Annotated in this window: 14 protein-coding genes; 5 read left to right on the top strand and 9 right to left on the bottom strand. The window is 49.7% G+C overall.

The features are described 5' to 3' along the window. Positions 1-5: 5 nt before the first annotated feature. Positions 6-4,457, bottom strand: coding sequence for an Ig-like domain-containing protein (locus KB235_RS04770; protein WP_211780579.1), 4,452 nt, complete (start codon positions 4,455-4,457; stop codon positions 6-8). Between the two features lie 165 nt (positions 4,458-4,622). Beyond that, entirely contained in the window at positions 4,623-5,804 is a 1,182-nt protein-coding gene (locus KB235_RS04765) for a transglutaminase domain-containing protein (RefSeq protein WP_211780578.1), read from the bottom strand. Positions 5,805-5,909: 105 nt separating this feature from the next. Between KB235_RS04765 and KB235_RS04760 the strand changes: the two genes are divergently transcribed. From KB235_RS04760 to KB235_RS04750, 3 genes are read left to right on the top strand one after another with little or no spacing between them, the layout of a single operon-like run. Next, positions 5,910-7,601, top strand: coding sequence for a hypothetical protein (locus tag KB235_RS04760; protein ID WP_211780577.1), 1,692 nt, complete (start codon positions 5,910-5,912; stop codon positions 7,599-7,601). A gap of 2 nt (positions 7,602-7,603) precedes the next feature. Further along, on the top strand, positions 7,604-9,103 hold the full coding sequence (locus KB235_RS04755; RefSeq protein WP_211780576.1) for a hypothetical protein: 1,500 nt from the start codon (positions 7,604-7,606) through the stop codon (positions 9,101-9,103). A 17-nt stretch (positions 9,104-9,120) separates the two neighbouring features. Then, positions 9,121-10,449, top strand: coding sequence for a PDDEXK-like family protein (locus tag KB235_RS04750; RefSeq protein WP_211780575.1), 1,329 nt, complete (start codon positions 9,121-9,123; stop codon positions 10,447-10,449). Between the two features lie 50 nt (positions 10,450-10,499). On the opposite strand, the gene KB235_RS04745 is transcribed toward KB235_RS04750, so the two are convergent. The 5 genes from KB235_RS04745 to KB235_RS04725 all read right to left on the bottom strand — a co-directional run bounded on the left by KB235_RS04745 (position 10,500) and on the right by KB235_RS04725 (position 14,660). Then, on the bottom strand, positions 10,500-11,393 hold the full coding sequence (locus KB235_RS04745) for a hypothetical protein (protein WP_211780574.1): 894 nt from the start codon (positions 11,391-11,393) through the stop codon (positions 10,500-10,502). Beyond that, on the bottom strand, positions 11,386-12,171 hold the full coding sequence (locus KB235_RS04740) for an ImmA/IrrE family metallo-endopeptidase (protein WP_211780573.1): 786 nt from the start codon (positions 12,169-12,171) through the stop codon (positions 11,386-11,388). Before KB235_RS04740 ends, KB235_RS04745 begins: the two co-directional genes overlap by 8 nt. Continuing rightward, entirely contained in the window at positions 12,168-12,563 is a 396-nt protein-coding gene (locus KB235_RS04735) for a PLP-dependent aminotransferase family protein (RefSeq protein WP_211780572.1), read from the bottom strand. The genes KB235_RS04740 and KB235_RS04735 overlap by 4 nt, the downstream gene beginning before the upstream one ends. Positions 12,564-12,775: 212 nt before the next feature. Beyond that, the gene (locus KB235_RS04730; protein WP_211780571.1) at positions 12,776-13,738 is read right to left on the bottom strand and encodes an aldose epimerase family protein; all 963 of its coding nucleotides are present in this window, start codon (positions 13,736-13,738) and stop codon (positions 12,776-12,778) included. A 58-nt stretch (positions 13,739-13,796) separates the two neighbouring features. Then, a complete protein-coding gene (locus KB235_RS04725) occupies positions 13,797-14,660 on the bottom strand; it encodes an NAD-dependent epimerase/dehydratase family protein (protein WP_211780570.1) in 864 nt (287 codons plus the stop codon). A 356-nt stretch (positions 14,661-15,016) separates the two neighbouring features. Between KB235_RS04725 and KB235_RS04720 the strand changes: the two genes are divergently transcribed. Continuing rightward, positions 15,017-15,469 carry a sigma factor gene (locus tag KB235_RS04720; protein WP_211780569.1) on the top strand — a complete coding sequence of 151 codons (453 nt, stop codon included), beginning with the start codon at positions 15,017-15,019 and terminating at the stop codon, positions 15,467-15,469. A gap of 5 nt (positions 15,470-15,474) precedes the next feature. Then, the gene (locus tag KB235_RS04715; RefSeq protein ID WP_211780568.1) at positions 15,475-16,350 is read left to right on the top strand and encodes a tyrosine-type recombinase/integrase; all 876 of its coding nucleotides are present in this window, start codon (positions 15,475-15,477) and stop codon (positions 16,348-16,350) included. Positions 16,351-16,499: 149 nt separating this feature from the next. Here KB235_RS04715 and KB235_RS04710 read toward each other — a convergent pair whose 3' ends face one another. Together KB235_RS04710 and KB235_RS04705 are read right to left on the bottom strand one after the other, a co-directional pair. Beyond that, positions 16,500-17,666, bottom strand: a complete 1,167-nt coding sequence (locus KB235_RS04710) for a nucleotide sugar dehydrogenase (protein ID WP_211780567.1) — start codon at positions 17,664-17,666, stop codon at positions 16,500-16,502. Positions 17,667-17,683: 17 nt separating this feature from the next. Further along, on the bottom strand, positions 17,684-18,697 hold the full coding sequence (locus tag KB235_RS04705) for an NAD-dependent epimerase (RefSeq protein WP_211780566.1): 1,014 nt from the start codon (positions 18,695-18,697) through the stop codon (positions 17,684-17,686). Between the last annotated feature and the right edge of the window lie 80 nt (positions 18,698-18,777).

The raw sequence follows: 18,777 nt of genomic DNA, 5'->3' as shown, positions 1-18,777 counted from the left end.
TTTTCTCATCGGACGACTTTACTCGTCTTCTTCATTCCTTCGTATCCCGTTTGGGTCATGTTCACCGTGAGGACGGTCCCCGTCTTTTGTTTCGGGATCGTCAATCGGTAATTCCCTTTCGCATCGACTTTCACCGGTTTGCTGATCGCTTTCGTCCCGACAAACGCCTGAACGGTCGCGTTCCGATTCCCTTTACCGGTCACGACCGTTTGCGTCGATTTGACCGCATTGATCGTGAACGACGGGAACGTGTTGAGTACTTTCGTCGAGGTCAAACTCGATGCGTTCCCGGCCGCATCGCGCGCGCGGACAGAGACGATCGCGCCTGGTTTCGTCGTCTTCACGTTATAGGCATAGACCCCGGTCGAACTCGCCTTCGTCGTGTACGTCCGTCCGTCATACCTGATTAGTACGGTCGCCCCCGCTTCCGTCTTCCCGGTCACCCGTGTCGACTTGTTCGTCAGCTTGAGAATGGTCGGCTTCGTCGGTCCGACCTTGTCAATCGTGAAGGAAATCGAACTATAGTTGCCGGCTGCATCCGTCACGCGAAGCGCGTATTTACCGGATGCGCTCACTTGTGTGTTCGTACGGAACGCCTTGCCGTTCAACGTCGCCGTTCCTTCGTTGAAACGGATTGTGACGCTTTGATTCGTCAACTGGTTCGCAGTGACACCTGTCACGACAGGTCGCGTCCGGTCAATCGTGAACGTCTCGACCGTCTCGTTTCCAATCGTGTCGACGAGACGGAGCGTGTACACTCCTTCCCGGGAAATACGTGTCCCCGAGACAAATGGTTGCCCGTTCAGTGTCGCCACCCCTTCCGTGAAGAGAGGCGCGACTTCCCGGTAATGCGTATTCCCTTTCGTCAAACCGCTCAAGACAGGAGGTGTCGCATCAATCGTGAAACGGACGACCGTCTCGTTCCCAGCTTCATCGATGACGCGCAACGTATAGCTCCCGTCTTTTGTGACCGCTTGGCCAGACGCGAACGGGACTCCGTTCAACGTGGCTTTTCCTTCGCTGAATCGTGGTGTGGCACGAACGAATGTCTTCCCGTCTTCGACGCCGCTCACTTCGACCTTCGTCCGGTCGATCGTGAAACGAATCTCCGTCACGTTCCCGGCCTGATCGGTCACGACGAGCACATACGTCCCTTCCTCCGTGATGATCGTGCCACTTGTGAAGGCTTGTCCGTTCAGCGTCGCCGTTTCTTCAAACACGGGTGTGACGTCTTGATTGAACGTCCCGTTCGTCACACCTGTGACGAGCGGTGCCGTCCGGTCAATCGTGAACGTATGCGTCGTCGTGTTTCCAGCCTGATCCGTCACGACGAGCGTGTAGGCGCCGTCTGTTGTAATCGGTGTCCCGGACGTGTACGGCTTCCCGTTCAGCGTCGCCGTTCCTTCGATGAATATTGGAGTCACGACGTCTTTCGTCAATCCGTCTGCCACCCCGTTCACCGTCACCGGTGTCCGGTCGATATTGAACTCACGTGTCGTCTCATTTCCGGCCGCATCCCTCAAACGAAGCGTGTACGCCCCTTCTGCCGTGATCCGTGTCCCGGAAGTGAACGGTTGCCCGTTCAACTTCGCGACGCCTTCTGTGAACACCGGCGTCACGCCGTCTTGATAGAACGTCTGGTCAATCCCTTCGATATCAGGTGCGGTCAAATCGATCGTGAATGTGACAAGCGTGGCGTTGCCGACGAGGTCGACGACACGGATGACGTGCGTCCCTTCCGCATTGACAGACCCGCCCGCGAACGGCTTCCCGTTTAACGTGGCCGTCCCTTCATTGAATGTCACTGTGACCGCTTGATTGAGCAATGCTCGGTCGGTCACCCCGGTAATGGTCGGAGCCGTTTGATCGATTGTGAACTGACGCGTCGTCTCATTTCCACTCGTATCTCGAACGACAAGTATATACGTTCCATCTTGATCAATCGTCTCGCCTGAGCCAAACGGCTTCCCGTTCAATGTCGCCGTTCCTTCGTTGAATGAGAGCGTCACAGGCGTCGCGACGGATGACCCATCGGTGATGCCTGATACGACCGGCGGCAAGACGTCACGAATCGGCTTCGTATATTCGCCACTTGTGAACAGCCCGCGCTTCGCCTGAATCGTGAACGTGCCGTCGCTCAGCTCGAGCCCGTCAAACACGAACGTGCCGTCTGGTTTCGCCGTCGTTTGAACCGGCAACGACCCGAGCGTTAAAGTCAACTCGGTTCCAGGTTCTGCCTTCCCTTGAATCGACGTGTCGCGGTTCGTCACATCCTCGACGTGGAACACCTCATACCGCCGGGTCACGTTTTCCGATGTGAGCTCGGCCTCATCGATCGAATAAGCCGTGAGCGTCACACTGTCGTTAAGTGGCATGGCCTCAGTGTAAGGTTGTGGCGACGCATCGTTCTTCGAAACATAGATGGTGGCTTGTTTCGTCGTCGTCAGTTCGACCGTCTCGCCTTGCAAGTAGATGCCACTGTTTTTATTCGTCGTGACGACCGGCAAATCAGGTGAGTAGACTTTGTACGTCCAACGATGGATCTTGCCGAACTGGTCGGTCATCGTGAACCGAAGCATGCTGTCGCTCGGTGTCGGGACGGTGAGTCGGAACGTCCCGTTCGCTTTCGCTTGAATCGCCTCCCCGTTCACAAAAAGTGTCCCGAGCGGTACGTATGAACCGGAGACGTTGACGGTCCCGTTCGTTTCGAACACCGGCGTCTCGCTCAAACGGAACGGGAGCGTGCCGTACAGGTTGTTCGTCGCGATCATCGAAGAAATCGAGTTCGAGCCCGACATCGTCACCATCCCGTCTTGATACGGATAGTAATAGCCGAACGTGAAGTTGCTGGCCCGGATCTCACGCTTCGCTTGGACACCGCCCGTCAGACGAAGCCGTCCACCGACATAGACGTTCCCGTTCAAGACAGTGTTCTGCCCGAGTGTGAGCGTGGCGCCCGGCATGATATAGACGTCTTGATTGACGGTCATGTAGCTCCACGAGTCATCCGAGCTGACGATGATGGCGTTGACCGGTTCGATTTTCGGGAGCGTCGTCACCGTGAAGGCCAACCCATCGGACATGGTCGTCGTGTTTTGATTTAAGTCAGTCAGCGTGAGCGTCTGTAACGCCCATTTCCCTGCGCCTTCCGGGAAATCGCTGCGGTTCAAGTCGAAATGGAAACCGTCAGACGTTACGTTTGAACTCGAGAGTGTGACACGCTCCTCCCCGTTCATAAACACCGCCTCCGCCGACTTCAGCTTCAAGTCATCTGTCGCATGGACGGTGAAGGACGCCGTGTCATGTTCGTCGAGTTCGACATCATTCGCTTCAAGACGATCGAAAGTCGGTGCTACGGTGTCTGTTGAGGGGTAACGGATATTGAACCATTGATTGTCACTGGTGTCTAGATACCTAAACATCCTGTTTCCAAAACCATCCTCGGCATAGATAAAGTCAATCACATATTTACCTGACTCCATTCCTTCTTGGACAGTAATATATCCTTTGTATAGTCCATCACCATATGATGAGAGACTAACGTATTGTGAAGCCATCGTTCGAGGCTTTTTCAAGTGCAACTGGGCATACTTGATATAGGAGCTGTTATCTACAAGATAAATCTGTACCTCGATTGTATCGCCAATCGTGTATTCCTTGTTCGTCAAGGAGTAGCTAATCATTTTCGGAGCTTCCGTGTCCGACTGAGTACCCTGGATTTCAAACCATTGATTGTCCTCCGCATCTAAATACCTGAACGTTTTATTTCCATAACCATCCTCGGCGTAGATGAAGTCAATCACATATTTACCCGACTCCATTCCTTCTTGGACAGTGACATAGCCTTTATATAATCCATTGTTCTGAGCTGACAATGGGACATAGTAGGATGCTCCTGTCTGAGGTTTTTTCAAGTGAAGTTGTGCATACTTGATATATGAACTGTCATCCTCTAAATGAATCTCCACTTCGATTGTATCGCCAATCGTGTACTCCTTGTTCGTCAAGGAGTAACTGAGCACTTGCGGTGCTTCCGTGTCGGGAGTCGTCCCATAGATTTCAAACCATTGATTGTCCTCTGCATCTAAATACCTGAACGTTTTATTTCCATAACCATCCTCGGCGTAGATAAAGTCAATCACATACTTACCCGACTCCATTCCTTCTTGGACAGTGACATAGCCTTTATATAAACCATTGTTCTGAGCTGACAATGGGACATAGTAGGATGCTCCTGTCTGAGGTTTTTTCAAGTGAAGTTGTGCATACTTGATATATGAACTGTCGTCCTCTAAATGAATCGCCACTTCGATTGTATCGCCAATTGTGTACTCTTGGTTCGTCAATGAGTAACTGATCAGTTTCGGTGCCTCCGTATCCTCCATCGCACTTCCTGTCATCTGAAACGAACTCATCACCAACATCACGATAATGAGTTGAGCCATCCACTTCTTCATCAATTTTCCTCTTTTCTCAATCTGTATATGTAGACTTTTGAATGTTAATCCTATAAATCCCATATAAAAATATAGCACGTTTCTTAAAAACAGAATGACCTATTTTTAAAAACAAGTGTATGATTGCAACAAAAAAGAGTGAAGCCCCATCGCTTCACTCTTGCCTCACTGATAGTTCGCCATCGCCGTCACTGGATACTTCCCTTCCTCCCACGTATGGTCCGCTTGCAATGTCGCATCGGACACTAAGAAGTAGTCGTATCGGACTTTTCCCGGCTGGTTCGGCACCGGATCGTTCCACGTCGTGTCCAAGTGATACCATTCCCCATCGAGCTTGACGAGGTTCCATGCGTGAAGACCGGTCTCGACTTCTCCTGAAATGTAGCGCGTCTCGACACCGGCCGCTTCTAATAGAAGCAACGTCGTCAGCGCGTACCCTTCACAGACGCCTTCCCCGTTGAACAATATCGAATACGGTGTGTATGGGCTCGTCGCGCTTTCCAAGTTATACGCCGTGTTCAACACGACGAAATCGTTCACGTATTTCACTTTCTCAAAGTCGTTCAGCCCGATCGGCATCTCTTGCACGATGCGCTCGACGCGGGCCGCGATCTGATGGGCCTCATCTGTCGTCATGTCGTACGCCAACTTCATGTCGAGGTCGACATAGCCCCCGTGATCCCGATATTGACTCTCCCCGCCCCGAGATAAACGGAAGACGTAGATGTGATTCGCCTCGAGCCAGTCCCACGCGGCTTCCATCGTCTCCTCAAAGTCTCTCGTCTTCCCGATGTAACGGATGCTGAACGCCTCATCGAATCGACTCATGTGATAGGCGAGTGCCATCCCGAGTTCCTCAGGTGAAGCGATTTGGCTCGGCAATTCGAACGTTTCATCAAGTATCGTGGCCGACGAACTTACCACTTGTCGCGAACCCGGCCACTCGATGATCTTCGCCTCTTGGTACGTCGCATATCCGCCGACCGCACTCACACCCAACATGATCAACGCCAACACGTTGCGTCCTGTCATCGCAATCGAAGACCAGACCGCCGAGCGTCGACTTTTGATTAACCGATTCAACTCATCGCTCACAAGTTGCTCCAATTCGGCTCGTTTCATCTTCACGTTCGAGTGGACTTGGAACACGACTTTTCGATAGATTGGATCGAGCAAGTCAAACTGTCGGGCCGGGTTATGTTCCGCCCGTTTCAATTCGTCGTCGATCGTTCGCAGTTCTCGTCGCAACGCCTGCTGAACGAGTCTTGTCGCACGCCCAGTTCGGAACAATAGTACACCCACTCCTCCGCTCAATCCCATAATCAACATATACATAATGATTTCCACGATAGCCGCTCCTCGCATTCTTCTTTACCAGTTAGAATATTTTCCCTACCCAGCACCCTCTATAAGTATATAATAACTTTATAAACAATATATGGAAGGTGTTGCATGATGAACATTAATACATATTTGAAAGAATACGCCCACACACTACTCGGCGACGGCACACATATCGCCCCGAACGTTCCCGACAAAAAATTGAACGGAGCCATTAAGAATTATGCGGAGGACGCGCTTCCTGAACACGTTGTCGTCTTATACGATTCAACGCTCTTTAAGAGCGGTAAAGAAGGCATGCTGTTTTTAGGTGACCGCTTCTATTTCAAACCGTTGCTCGAGAAGCCGATTTGCGTCTACTACAAGGATTTGCAACGCGTCGATTTGGACCGTGAAGTCACATACAAGAACGATAAGCGAAAAGAAAAACTTCATATCATCATGCACACAGAGAAATACGATTACAGTCTGTCTGACAAGCTTGCGACGTATAACGTCGAAGGCGTCGTCGAGCTATTGAACGGGATTTCCGCTTTGAAAGACAAGGAAGACGAGCTCATCAACGTCTCACAGGTCACCCCGCTCGCGGACTTGCCCGAGGCGTATAAGCTCACCTACTTAAAAGTCTTGGCAAACTTCACGTTCTTCGATGATCAACAGATTGATGCCGAAGAGTATAGCGAACTGATGTCGCTCGTTACCCGTATCCATCTCAGTTCGGACTATCGCTTGCAACTTCGGGGCTATTTGAGCAATCCGAATGAACATGCACCGACGATCGCGTTGATTGATGAATTACGCGACTTGTCGACGACCATCGACTTCTCGATCGTCGAGAAATCGTTGTTCAAAGACTTACTCTATCTGTTCAAACTGAAGCGCCCGCTCTCGGCTTGGTTCGAGAACAAGTTTCTTGAAGAGTTGAAAGAAGTTCTGTCGATTTCGCGAGAAGAAATCGAACTGATCTCAAGCGCCATCCAAAGTGACGAAGATATTTTGACGTTCCGGAAAAACGACTCGGAAATCGCCAAGTCGATGAAAGACTTGGCGGCGAAAGCAGCCGCGGTCGGTGTCCCGCTCACCGCTATCTACTTGTCCGGTTCGGTCGTCGGATTGAGTGCGGCCGGGTTGACGTCTGGTCTCGCCTCTCTCGGCATGGGTGGTCTGCTCGGCTTCTCTAGCATGTTCACGGGTATCGGGGTGCTCGTCGTCATCGGGGTCGGCACGTATCAAGGATTGAAAAAAATCACGGGCATGAAAGATATCGAGAACAATAAACAGCGGGAATACATGCTGCAGGCCATCATCCGGAATACGCAACAAACACTCAACTGCCTGCTCGAGGACATCAATGAGATCTCGAATCGACTCGTCGCTGCCATCCAGCATGGTAACGCCAACTCAGAGAAGATCAATCAGCTGTCGAACATGCTACAAATGCTCAATGAGAGTGCCCAGTTCAGTGCCGACAAACAAGTCCACTCGCAGAAAGAACAGATTATCACACAGCTCCCTTCGAAACTGAGTACGGTCCGTTTAGACGAGTTGACGTCGAAACCGACGTATCAAAAACTACGTGATTACGTGTATGCGTGTTATACGCCGGAACCAGTCCAGCTCGATGACTCGATGTTCAGTTCCGAGGAAGAGCTCGTCTTGAAAGAGACGCTCACGCTCGACGAGTTGGACCAGTTACACGAATCGCTCCAAGCAATCGGCTACTTTGACATGTCAGGCGGTGGTCTGGCCGAGGTGACGGGTGGGGCGAAGCGTCTTGTCAAAAACGTCTTCGGTGACAGATGAATATGTCCGAACAAAATCTGACCGATGAGGCGAAGGCGTTGCTCACCCAACAACACCAAGCCACGAAAGCCGAACAACGTCTAGGTGATGTCCAGACGCATTTGAGCCAACTTGAAGAAGCGCAAGACGCGCAATCGGAAGTGCTCGACCAGTTGTTCGAAGACATGATGCGGCTCATGAGTGGACAGGCATCTCAAGCGGGGGCAACGCAGTTAACGCCACTCGCCGTCCCAACGTTTGAGAACCTCGAGCCGATTCAAGTCTCCGACGTCTCCTGGGATATCTATTTGGACAACCTCGATACGTATGCGACGAGACACGACGTGACCGGGCTCGACGACCCGTTCACCCATCTGTTGACGGCACGGCAACGGCACGACTTGGCGACAACGTTTAAAGAAGACTTCTTGCTGAAGGAAGCGGAATGTGACCGTTACGATTATATGATCGCGTCCTTCAGTGGCCTTGTCGCCGGCCTCATCGACAGTTTCTTTGTCGGTTCCCCTGCGGACAGCAAACTCCAGAGTTGGTCAGACGAGAAAGTCGACAACCTCGTCATCAAGTTCGCGAACCTCGTCTGGAAACAAGACAAAAAGAACGGGGCCCGTCTCCGCAAACAACCGGATTCGATCGCGAGTGCCATCGGTTTTTTAGAGCGCCGTTTTAAAGTGAACTATGACGCGCGGTACGCGCGGGATTTGAAGATGGGTGAAGCGACACTCAATATGCGTCCGTCGGACCACCATTTGAAATCACTCGCCCACGCACCGGACATCATCGGATTATTCTTCTCGATTCTAGATCAGTTTACGGGCAAGGCGAGCTTCATCTCGGACGGTCGCCTGCTTCGACTCGAACCGAAAGAAGACGGCACGCAGCGATTACAAGGCGGAAACCTATTAGCTAAGCTGTTCGCCGGGTTCGCCAACTGGTTCGGCCACCTCTTGTCTGACGTATCAGGATCGAGTGGGGTGCGCGGTCACGACAACGGTCGTCGTGGCGCCGGCATCCCGCTCCCGTTCTTTGAGCTGTTCCAATTCGCCGACTTCGGCCAAGTTTCGCACAACGGGAAGACGCTCTCGTTTGCCGACTTCTCGACGAAAGTGTTTGAGAGCGGGTATGATGCCCGTCACGGCGTGGCGATGGCGGTGCCGGTCGTCTTCAACGAACTCGTCATCCGCCTGCTCTGGGGCTTGAAGAGCCTGTTTTACCATAAGAACAGCTGGCTTGAATCGATCCCTGCCGGCAACAAACCGACGCTCCGGAAGATGCTGTTCGTCGGCCACGGTGCCCTCTGCCTGACCGACGGGATGGATGCCTATATCCGAAGCGGCAACGTCCCGATTTTATTTGCGACGCGCTTAAACTATGTCGCCTGGAGCCGCTTCGCATACGCCTCGATGCAAGAACTGAAGCATGTGCTCGGGAAAGACGTGTACGATTGGAAAGCGGTCGACGCCCATCTCGACCAAGAATGGAAGAAACTTAGCGGTGCATACTGACAATGAAGGAGTCCAATATGACCTACTCACTTGATACCATCTTACAGCTTGAGAATACGCCTGAATTTAACAAACTCGATCAACAGTTCAATGCGTTCAACCCGTTCAAAGTACTCCGTGTCGCCAAATACGAGATTCGTCATTCGAACGTGCTCGCGTGGTTGTTCGATCCAAATGAGAACCATCGCCTCGATAGCATTTTCCTGCGCAAAGTACTTATGAATCTGATCACGAAAGCAGACAATGAAAACAAAATCGATACGTTCGATTATTTATCGTTTGCCCATGCCTCTTTGTCGGACGTTATCGTTCATCGAGAGTGGTCAAAACAAGGGATTGGTGCGATTGATTTGCTCATTGAAATCCCAACGTTGAACTTGATCTTATTCATCGAAAACAAGGTTCATTCCACTGAATCTGTAGGTCAACTCGATCGTTACTTAACGAGCGTGACGGAATACTATCCGGAGCGGAACGTACTTCCGGTCTTCCTGACCTTATCCGGTGACGCACCCTCTCACGAGGCGTATTGGATGTTGACGTATGAGGATGTGCTCTCCATCATCACACATGAACTCGAATTGAACCAGGCGACGATCGCCGACAACATCCATGACTTTTTGTCGTACTATGTCGCGCTCCTTGAAGAGCGACTCGTCGATGATGAGGCGACGATGGAGACGGCACTACAGCTCTACCAAGACTATACGTCGGCGATTCATTTACTGTATGCGAACGCCAACCCGGCGAAGCAAAAACAAATCGAGCTCCGCCAAGCGGTCAAGATGCTCGCCACGTTCGATGAGGCAACGAAACATCATCTTAGGCTCATCTATAATCGAAAGCGACAAACGATTGACTACATCTTCAAAACCGGTGGTAATATCATTCCCCAAGCGTTTCTCGAGTTCGTGAGCGAACAGAACATCACGACCTACTCTGCACATTCACGCGTCCCGCACTTTGTGATGGATGACTGGTTGCCTTCGTTACAGCACATGCATCGTTTGAAACGCTATTGGCTCAACTACGGCCTCATCATCTGGTTCGAGCGCAAAGGCAGTAAACGACTCAAGCTTTACGTCGAAGTCGGCCCAATCAGCTATCTGGAGCGGCTCAAGATTCTTGAGGCACTCGAAGCAAAAGACATCTCGTTCTTGAAGTCAGGAAAACAAGAAGGGAAAAAGTTCACTCGTATCTACACCGAGACGACAGACGTCTCGAATTGGACGAACACAGCTACTGTAAAAGATGCGATGAACACTCTCCTTGACGCTCCCGCCTTCCGCTCGTTCAGCGCAACCGTGACCGCCGTATTGGAAGACCTGTATACAATCAACGTCTAAAAAAGACCATCGCCCGTGTCACTGGGTGATGGTCTATCCTTCGTCTTGTCTCAAAAGGTGATTCTGGCTTTGCCATCTACAATCATATCTGTGAACTGAACGTTGTCGAGCTGACTTCGATCACTTTCATCACCAAAAATCATTCTGACGTAACGGGATTGGTCCCGCGAATCCCGCACTGCATTCACAAATTCAAGGATGTCCCCTACGTTTTGATTGGACAAGACGTGAGAAAGCAGTCGGTCAAATGAGTAGAGGCGGTAGCCATCTAAAAACACATACTTATTTTGCATGAACAGGAGCTGTAATAAACGCTCATTTCTCGCAAGCATCTGGCGCACTTTGAACACACCCGTCTCTTCATTGCTTAACACAGTCACAGACTGCGCACCATTTGACAACAAGGCACAGACGAGTAAATGGATGACACGCTCGCCGCAGTCTTTTTGAAACGAATGAATCCCTTCTTTCATACCATGAACAGTCGTTGCAGCAGCAACTCGATCTAACAAGTCGGGGTTCATGCGCACCGTCTCCATTGTGACGAGGCGGAACTTAATAAACCCTTTGTCCAGACCGGCAGCCCCTTCCGTCATGATGTCATAGACAGCTTGAAAATCGACTCGCACGAGTTTACATGCTCCGGATAGTTGACTAAATAAATCGCCATACCACCCCGCATATTGTTCAGAAGTTGTCTGCTCTGACCTTGCACTTTCTTCAAAGATGATGTCAGGTATGAAAAAAATGGCCTGCTCTTTTATGAATGCAGCGATCATGACTCCAAATTCGTCTGGACAATCTCTAGCTACAGTGGCCAATTTAGTCAACAACATATTATCCAACACATACAGGGTGTGGTCTGCGCCATAACCCCAATCTGTTGTCACATAGGAACGAATCGCGTCATAGACTGAATTGTCAAAAGACCAAGGTTCAGTCATACCGATCGCGCTCCTCGCGTATTTTCTGCTGGAGCGTGGAGGCGCGATTTCGGATGCTCGCTAAGTCACTCTCCCGGAGTCCAGACGTAATCGCAGGATCTTTCAACATTTCATCTAAATCGTCTAACTTGATCACTAATGTGGGTTGTAGGATGGAATGGTCAAAGTCATCAGGCAGCTGTTTCTGATAATCGTAGTCAATCAAACCAAGTGCCTCTTCTTCTTGAATCAAACCGTCCTGCAATAACTTGATGACAATCACCTTGAACGGCACTTCAAAAATAGGGATGAGATGAAGCACCCAATCGACTAGCGGACGATGTCGTAACGTGTGCGTCATTTGTTGAAACAAGTCACGAAGAAGTCGACCATCCACTAACAGTTCTGCCGCGAATAGGTTCGCCTGCCTCTCATGCTCATTTAATACCGAGTCTTCAAAAAAAGTTTGAATCGTCGCATTTTTTATTTTTGATTGTTCATATTTGAAATGATAGTATTCATGCACCCAGACGAAGTTTTCATATACGCGAGGTTGGGCTGTATTGATATGAATATAAAATTGGTGATTTCGATACGTCACCATCCCGCCGTAGTTCGGGAACGGGCTTGGAAATAAAATAACGTTCGCTTCCTGCATCAAATAATGTTTAATCATTTCCACAGGCTTATAGCGAAACAGCAAATTTGTTTCTTTCGTTTCTTCCACTTTACTTAAGACGCCAGGCAACAGCCGGTGGTTTGACTCGATGACCTGTAGAAGATTGTCTTTTGTGATCACAATTCATTCACCTCGGCGACGGTATGAAGCGTATCGAGCAGATTAATGACTTCATCCAGTGTTTTGAAGGTGTGTTGCAACTGTTGCGCTTCCGAACCGGTCGAACCGACGTGGTAATTCGCAGCCGCCAACTGTTGTAGATTACTCGTCTTTTCAATTTCTTCAACAGACAACGGTGGGACAAAATCCGCTCGATAAAAATACATCGGATCCTGAATGCGAAATAAGCGATTTAACTTTTCAACATTCCGAGTGACCTCTCCTTTTCCGGCCAACAAATTATAATACGTTTGTTTCGACATGCCCGCTTTCTCGTACACCCATTTATTCGTCTGATCGATTGCCTGAACGTAAGACTTCACATTTCTAGCGACCACTTCTTCAATCGTCATTGTTTTGTCGTGCTCCACTCTAATCACCTCTTTCAAAAAGTCTAATAAAAATATACTAAAAATGACTTAATCCTTATTTCAAACACACAGAAATTCATTTTCCCTAATTAAAGTATACTATATGTTTACTCTATTTAAAATCGGTCTAGACTTTGCCATAGTGATTCCACGCAAATAGCCTCACTACGTTTTCCACGTAGTGAGGCTATTTGTTATTCTGCGCTAAACTTGTAAACCGTCCTCGAGTAATACAACTCCCCCGGATTCAGCTCAATCGACGTCGCCACATCCGGATGGTTCGGCGCGTCCGGGAACGCTTGGGCCTCCAGGCAAATCGCGCTATGCTTTTGCCGTCCTTCGAGCGTCACCGGCGTCTCTTCACTTAAGAAGTTCGCCGTATAGACGACCATAACCGGCTGGTTCGTCTCGACGTCCATGACACGTCCAGATACCGGGTCGTGCAAACGGGTCGTCCCGTCCTTCAAGAGGAACGGATGATCCAGTCCACCCGCCTTCACGATTGCCTCGTCCTCGGACGCAATCGCCGCGCCGACCGGTCTCCCGTCACGGAAGTCGAACGGCGTATCCGACACGTCAAGCAACTCCCCCGTCGGTAGCGACTCGTCATCGAGCCGTGCCACGTAATCGGACGGCAGCGTCAGCACGTGGTCGTGCACCGTCGGCCGTCCGCCGAGGTTGAAATAGTTGTGGTGGTTCAAATTGACCCACGTCCGTTCGTCCGTGTCGGCCGTCATCGTGACGACGAGCGCATCGTCGTCCGTCAGTTCATACATGACTTTGAAGCGAACATTTCCAGGGTACCCTTCCTCCCCGTCCGGACTGAGGTACGTGAAGACGATCGCTTGTCCGTCGACGTCCATGTCCCAGTGCCGGGCCGTGATGCCTTCCTCGCCGCCGTGGATGTGGTGCGGGGCCTCGCTCGGGGTCAAGGCCACCCCATCGATCTCGGCGTTGCGGATCCGGCCGGCGATGCGCCCGACGACCGACCCAACATAAATCGGGTTCTCTAAGTATTGTTCCGGGTCACCGTACTTCAAGATGACGGACTCATAGTTCCCGTCCCGGTCCGGCGCCGTCAACTCGGTCATGGCACAGCCATAATCGATGGCCGACAGGCGCATCCCGTTCGCGTTTTCAATCGTTGCTTGTTTCACTCGCTCACCTACTTCGACTAGTTTATCTGTTCATTCCCGTAGAAGTAGTGTCTTACTCTTATTCTTGTCGTTCCGTCAAGACGATACTGTCAAAAAAGTCCCTCACATGATAGTCATGCGGATACGCAGACAACTCCTTCGCATAGGCGAAGTCGCCGAACAGCTTGTTCATCGTCATGTTCTTGTCGACGAGCGTGCCGATGACCCCGTTGAAGAGCCCCGTCGTCCGGACTTGATTGCCGTGGACCGCACCGATCGTCTTGACGAGCTCCGTTGTACAGACGTGGTCGGCGTTTTGCGGATGGAACGTACCGTGGTCTTCATGCAAGATGATGAGCGCCAAGAACTCTGATAGGTTGTCGACGTGGATCATGCTGCGGCGGTTCGGATAGTCCGAGAAGATCGGCACTTTTCGCGCGAGCCCGGCGAGTTTGATGTAGTTCCCTTTCGAGCCTTTGCCGTAAATCATCGGCGGACGGACGTTCGCGACGCGGAACGATTCGTCCGCGAGCGCCTCGAGCTTCTTCTCGGCCTGGAGCTTGCTGTTACCGTAGAAATTCGTCGGCTTCGGTTCCGTGTCTTTCGTGATCATTTGGGCGTTCGAGGCGTCCCCATAGACGATCATGCTGCTCAGGAAGATGAACTGGCTTACGCCGTCCCGCTTCGCCTTCGCCGCGACCTCGGCCGTCAAATCGGTGTTCACTTTATAGTACAGGTCTTCCATGCTCTTGTCCGTCGAAACGTGGGCGATCCCGGCCGCATGGAGAATCGCGTCATACCCCTCGAACGACTTCTCTTTCCATTCCCCGTTCTTCATCCCGACCGTGTCGACGTGGATGTCGTCCGCATACTTCGTTTCGACCCACTGTTTGAACGCGTTGCCGACGTAACTGCTCGCGCCGGTGATCAATACTCGTTTCATCTGTCGCCCTCCTCATAAAAAAGAACAACCGTCCCAGCTGAAGCGTGAAGCAGTTGTCTCTCGATGTGTTCATTTTACCATATACCGACATTCGATATCACACCGATCGCAAGGAGAGCCACATCTCGCCACTCCCCCATGGCCACATCCCCTTGCCTCTTCGAATATTCATCGATATTCGTGGATTGGGTGTTGCTGTACGTACGCCTCTCGGCTCCATCTATCAATTGTAAGCCGATATCTCAAACAAGCCCGGGGCTTATGTGTGATAACGGCGCTGTCCCATCTTGGATATCGATGACTATACTCGAATTAACCTAGGAAAATCAACAGAGCGCTCGGAAAAGAATCCATCCATGAACCAGCTTGATGACCAAATCGTTGAATGGGAGCCGATGATCCATTACGTCATCCGTCACCTCCACATCCACCCGAACGAACATGAAGACTGCGCCCAAATCGCACGCATCGCGTTATGGGAGGCACTCAACCGCGGCTGCACGTTATCGAAGACGTATTGCTTCCAGCGGATACGGGGCGCCATCCTCAACCACCAACAGAAGAACGCCCGGCACTTGAAGCACGAGGTCGCGGCCGAGCGTATCCCGGAACAATGCATGACGTCCGAGCGCCATCTGTTCGACTGGCTCGACGAACAACGGGTGTTGCTGTCACCACGCCATTTCGAACTCCTCTGCCACTTGATTGACGGGACCGAGCAGACGCTACCGTATTCCGCGAGCCGGTTGCGGGCATATAAGGCCGACGTCCAACGGGAACTGCGAGCGGCAATAACCTCGAAGGAGTGATTGTGATGAAACGTGTGTTACTGAACGATGCGATCGACCTGTACTTAGAAGACTTGAAAGAACGGAAGGAGTCCCCGGAGACGACGCTGAAAAGTAAACGCAACACGCTACGGAGCTTTGCCGAGTATGCGGCCGAACGGGGTGCCGTCTACATCCAAGACATCACCGAGATGGGCTACGCGGTTCCATACAAGAAGCACCTAAGCGGGAAAGCCGACAACACGGTCCGGTCGTATATCATGCGCGTCCGCGGGCTGTTCACGTTCGCCGTCGAGCAGCGCTGGATGGAGCAGAACCCATTCAGTCGAATCATCACGCGGGAAGGCGTCACCGAACCACCGACGATCATCAGCCGCGACCAATTGGATGTCGTATTGTATCACGCCAAAAACTATACGCTCTATACAATCTATCTCGTCGGGGGCGATGCCGGACTACGGATCAGCGAAATTTTGGACTTGGAACTCGATCACATCAACTTTGAAGAGCGCTTACTCACCGTCATGAAAGGCAAAGGCGGCAAGACCCGCGTCGTGCCGATGACGCAGCGGCTCACGAAAGAGTTGAAGCTCTATATCGACGTCCGGCGCCCGAAGGCCGGGAACTCGAACAAAATCTTCTTGATGCCGACAGGACGCGTCGTCCAGCCAGGCTTCGTGAACCAAGACCTAAAAGAAATCGCCGCCGAACAGTTCGGTCTGAAGCTGACGACCCACATGTTGCGCCATAGCTTCGCAACGACGTTGTACGAGCAGAAAAAGGACATCGTCGGCGTCGCCGAGCTACTCGGACACAAGTCGATTAGCACGACCGAGCGTTATCTTCATGTGTCACGCGAGCGGACGCGTCAGTTGATTGATGGATTGAACCAAAAACCATAACGAATAGAATTGGGACGGACAGAATTTAGTTGAATGTTGTCCGTCCCAACGCTTTATATAAACACATTCTATTCATTTTCTATAAAATAGTTAACTATACCTATTTATTTTAAAAGAAGACGGTACTAGTGAATGTACCATCTAGCTTCTTAGTCACGACTATACAAATCGCGTGTATATACTTTCTCCGCTACATCTTCAAGTTCTGGATGTAAGCGGTTTGTGACGATGATATCCGCGGTCTCTTTAAACGTCTCAAAGTCATTGATGACCGGTGAATTGTAGAACGATTCTTCTTTTAGAACCGGCTCATAGATGACAACTTCGACACCTTTCGCCTTGATGCGCTTCATGATTCCTTGGATAGATGAGGCTCGGAAGTTGTCCGAATCCGTCTTCATCGTTAAACGATAGACGCCGACGCGCTTTGGATTTTGTTTCAAAATCGACTCTGCAACGAAGTCTTTCCGTGTGCGGTTCGCGTCAACGATTGCCCCGATGATATTGTTCGGTACATCCTCATAGTTGGCCAGGAGCTGCTTCGTATCTTTCGGTAAGCAGTACCCGCCATAACCGAATGATGGGTTGTTGTAGTGCGAACCGATGCGCGGATCGAGTCCGACACCTTCAATGATCTGTTTCGAATCGAGACCACGCACTTCCGCGTACGTATCGAGTTCGTTGAAGAAGGCGACACGCATCGCTAAGTACGTGTTTGAGAAGAGTTTGATGGCTTCTGCTTCTGTTGAGTCAGTCAACAAGACTTCGATATCCTCTTTGATCGCAGCATCTTTCAACAAGTTCGCGAACACTTCCGCACGCTCAGACTGCTCACCGACAACGATACGTGATGGATAAAGGTTATCATGCAACGCTTGACCTTCACGCAAGAATTCTGGTGAGAAGATGATATTCTCCGTATCGAATTTTGCTTTGACTTCATCTGTATATCCAACCGGGACAGTCGATTTGATGACCATGATGGCATCCGGATTAATTGCAAGCACTGTTGCGATGACACTCTCAACTGTACGCGTGTTGAAGTAATTACGTACCGGATCATAATCCGTAGGTGTAGCAATCACGACGTATTCGGCATCTTTGAACGCTGTCAAGTTGTCTGTTGTCGCGACTAAATTCAATTCTTTGTTCTGCAAAAAATCTTCAATTTCCGTATCAGCAATTGGCGATTGTTTTGCATTAATCATTTCTACTTTTTCTTTCATGATGTCCAGTGCAATGACTTTATTGTGTTGAGAAAGTAATACAGCCATAGAAAGACCGACATATCCTGTTCCTGCTACTGTAATGTTCATTATTTTCCCCCGATAGTTTATATTTGCACTTTATAGTATTCTTTATACCAGTCAACAAACTTACCTAGTCCATCTTCAATCGAGGTCCTCGGCTTGAAACCGATATCTCTTTCAAGGTCAGAAACATCTGCATAAGTACGATGTACATCGCCAGGTTGCATATCCATATATACTTTCACTGCTTCTTTACCAATCTTTTGTTCAAGTGTTTTGATGAACTGCATCAATGTCACCGGCTCGTTATTTCCGATATTATAAATCTTGTAGGGTGCAAAACTTTCACTCGTCGAGTCAACACTTTCATTCCAATCCAAATTCGCTTTAGGCGCATTAGGAATCAACTTAATGATACCTTCTACGATGTCATCGATATAAGTGAAATCACGCTCCATTTTCCCGTGATTAAATACTTTAATCGGATTACCTTCGATAATATCTTTCGTGAATGAAAAGTAAGCCATGTCAGGACGACCCCATGGACCATATACAGTAAAGAATCTTAGACCTGTTGTTGGTATTCTGTAAAGGTGGCTATAGGTGTGTGCCATTAATTCGTTTGATTTTTTAGTCGCGGCATACAAACTTACCGGATGATCCACATTATGATTCGTCGAGAATGGAGCAATTTTATTACCTCCATACACTGAACTTGAAGAAGCATAAATTAGATGCTTAACCGGATTTTTACGACAAGCTTCTAAAATGTTTAAAAATCCTTGCAAATTAGAATCCATGTAAGCTTGAGGATTTTCGATTGAATAGCGTACACCAGCTTGGGCCGCAAGATTAATAACATAATCTAAAGAATATGTATCAAAAATTTTTTTTAATGACTCCATATCCGAAAGACTAACATTATGAAATTTATAATTATTAAATTTGCGTAAGCTTTCCAATCGATTTTCTTTTAAATCTGTTTCATAATAATCATTCATGTTATCAATACCAATAACTTCATGACCAGTTTCTAATAACTTTTTTGATAATGAAAAACCAACAAATCCACTAGAACCTGTAATTAAAATTCTCATAATTTTATCCTCCTCAGTATTCTAAAAGTTACTTATGTTGCAGAAAAACGTTTATTTATTTTTTCTATAGTTAAAATATT

Origin of the sequence: Exiguobacterium alkaliphilum, from assembly GCF_018138125.1 — a bacterium.
Lineage (GTDB): Bacteria > Bacillota > Bacilli > Exiguobacteriales > Exiguobacteriaceae > Exiguobacterium > Exiguobacterium alkaliphilum.
Note: the sequence above shows the minus strand (reverse complement) of the source record. Positions and strands in the feature narration are given on the sequence as shown.

Coding starts and splice junctions, on each gene's coding strand:
- KB235_RS04770 (WP_211780579.1), bottom strand. CDS start 4,457: ATGAAGAAGTGGATGGCTCAACTCATTATCGTGATGTTGGTGATGAGT.
- KB235_RS04760 (WP_211780577.1), top strand. CDS start 5,910: ATGATGAACATTAATACATATTTGAAAGAATACGCCCACACACTACTC.
- KB235_RS04755 (WP_211780576.1), top strand. CDS start 7,604: ATGTCCGAACAAAATCTGACCGATGAGGCGAAGGCGTTGCTCACCCAA.
- KB235_RS04750 (WP_211780575.1), top strand. CDS start 9,121: ATGACCTACTCACTTGATACCATCTTACAGCTTGAGAATACGCCTGAA.
- KB235_RS04745 (WP_211780574.1), bottom strand. CDS start 11,393: ATGACTGAACCTTGGTCTTTTGACAATTCAGTCTATGACGCGATTCGT.
- KB235_RS04735 (WP_211780572.1), bottom strand. CDS start 12,563: ATGACGATTGAAGAAGTGGTCGCTAGAAATGTGAAGTCTTACGTTCAG.
- KB235_RS04725 (WP_211780570.1), bottom strand. CDS start 14,660: ATGAAACGAGTATTGATCACCGGCGCGAGCAGTTACGTCGGCAACGCG.
- KB235_RS04720 (WP_211780569.1), top strand. CDS start 15,017: ATGAACCAGCTTGATGACCAAATCGTTGAATGGGAGCCGATGATCCAT.
- KB235_RS04715 (WP_211780568.1), top strand. CDS start 15,475: ATGAAACGTGTGTTACTGAACGATGCGATCGACCTGTACTTAGAAGAC.
- KB235_RS04710 (WP_211780567.1), bottom strand. CDS start 17,666: ATGAACATTACAGTAGCAGGAACAGGATATGTCGGTCTTTCTATGGCT.
- KB235_RS04705 (WP_211780566.1), bottom strand. CDS start 18,697: ATGAGAATTTTAATTACAGGTTCTAGTGGATTTGTTGGTTTTTCATTA.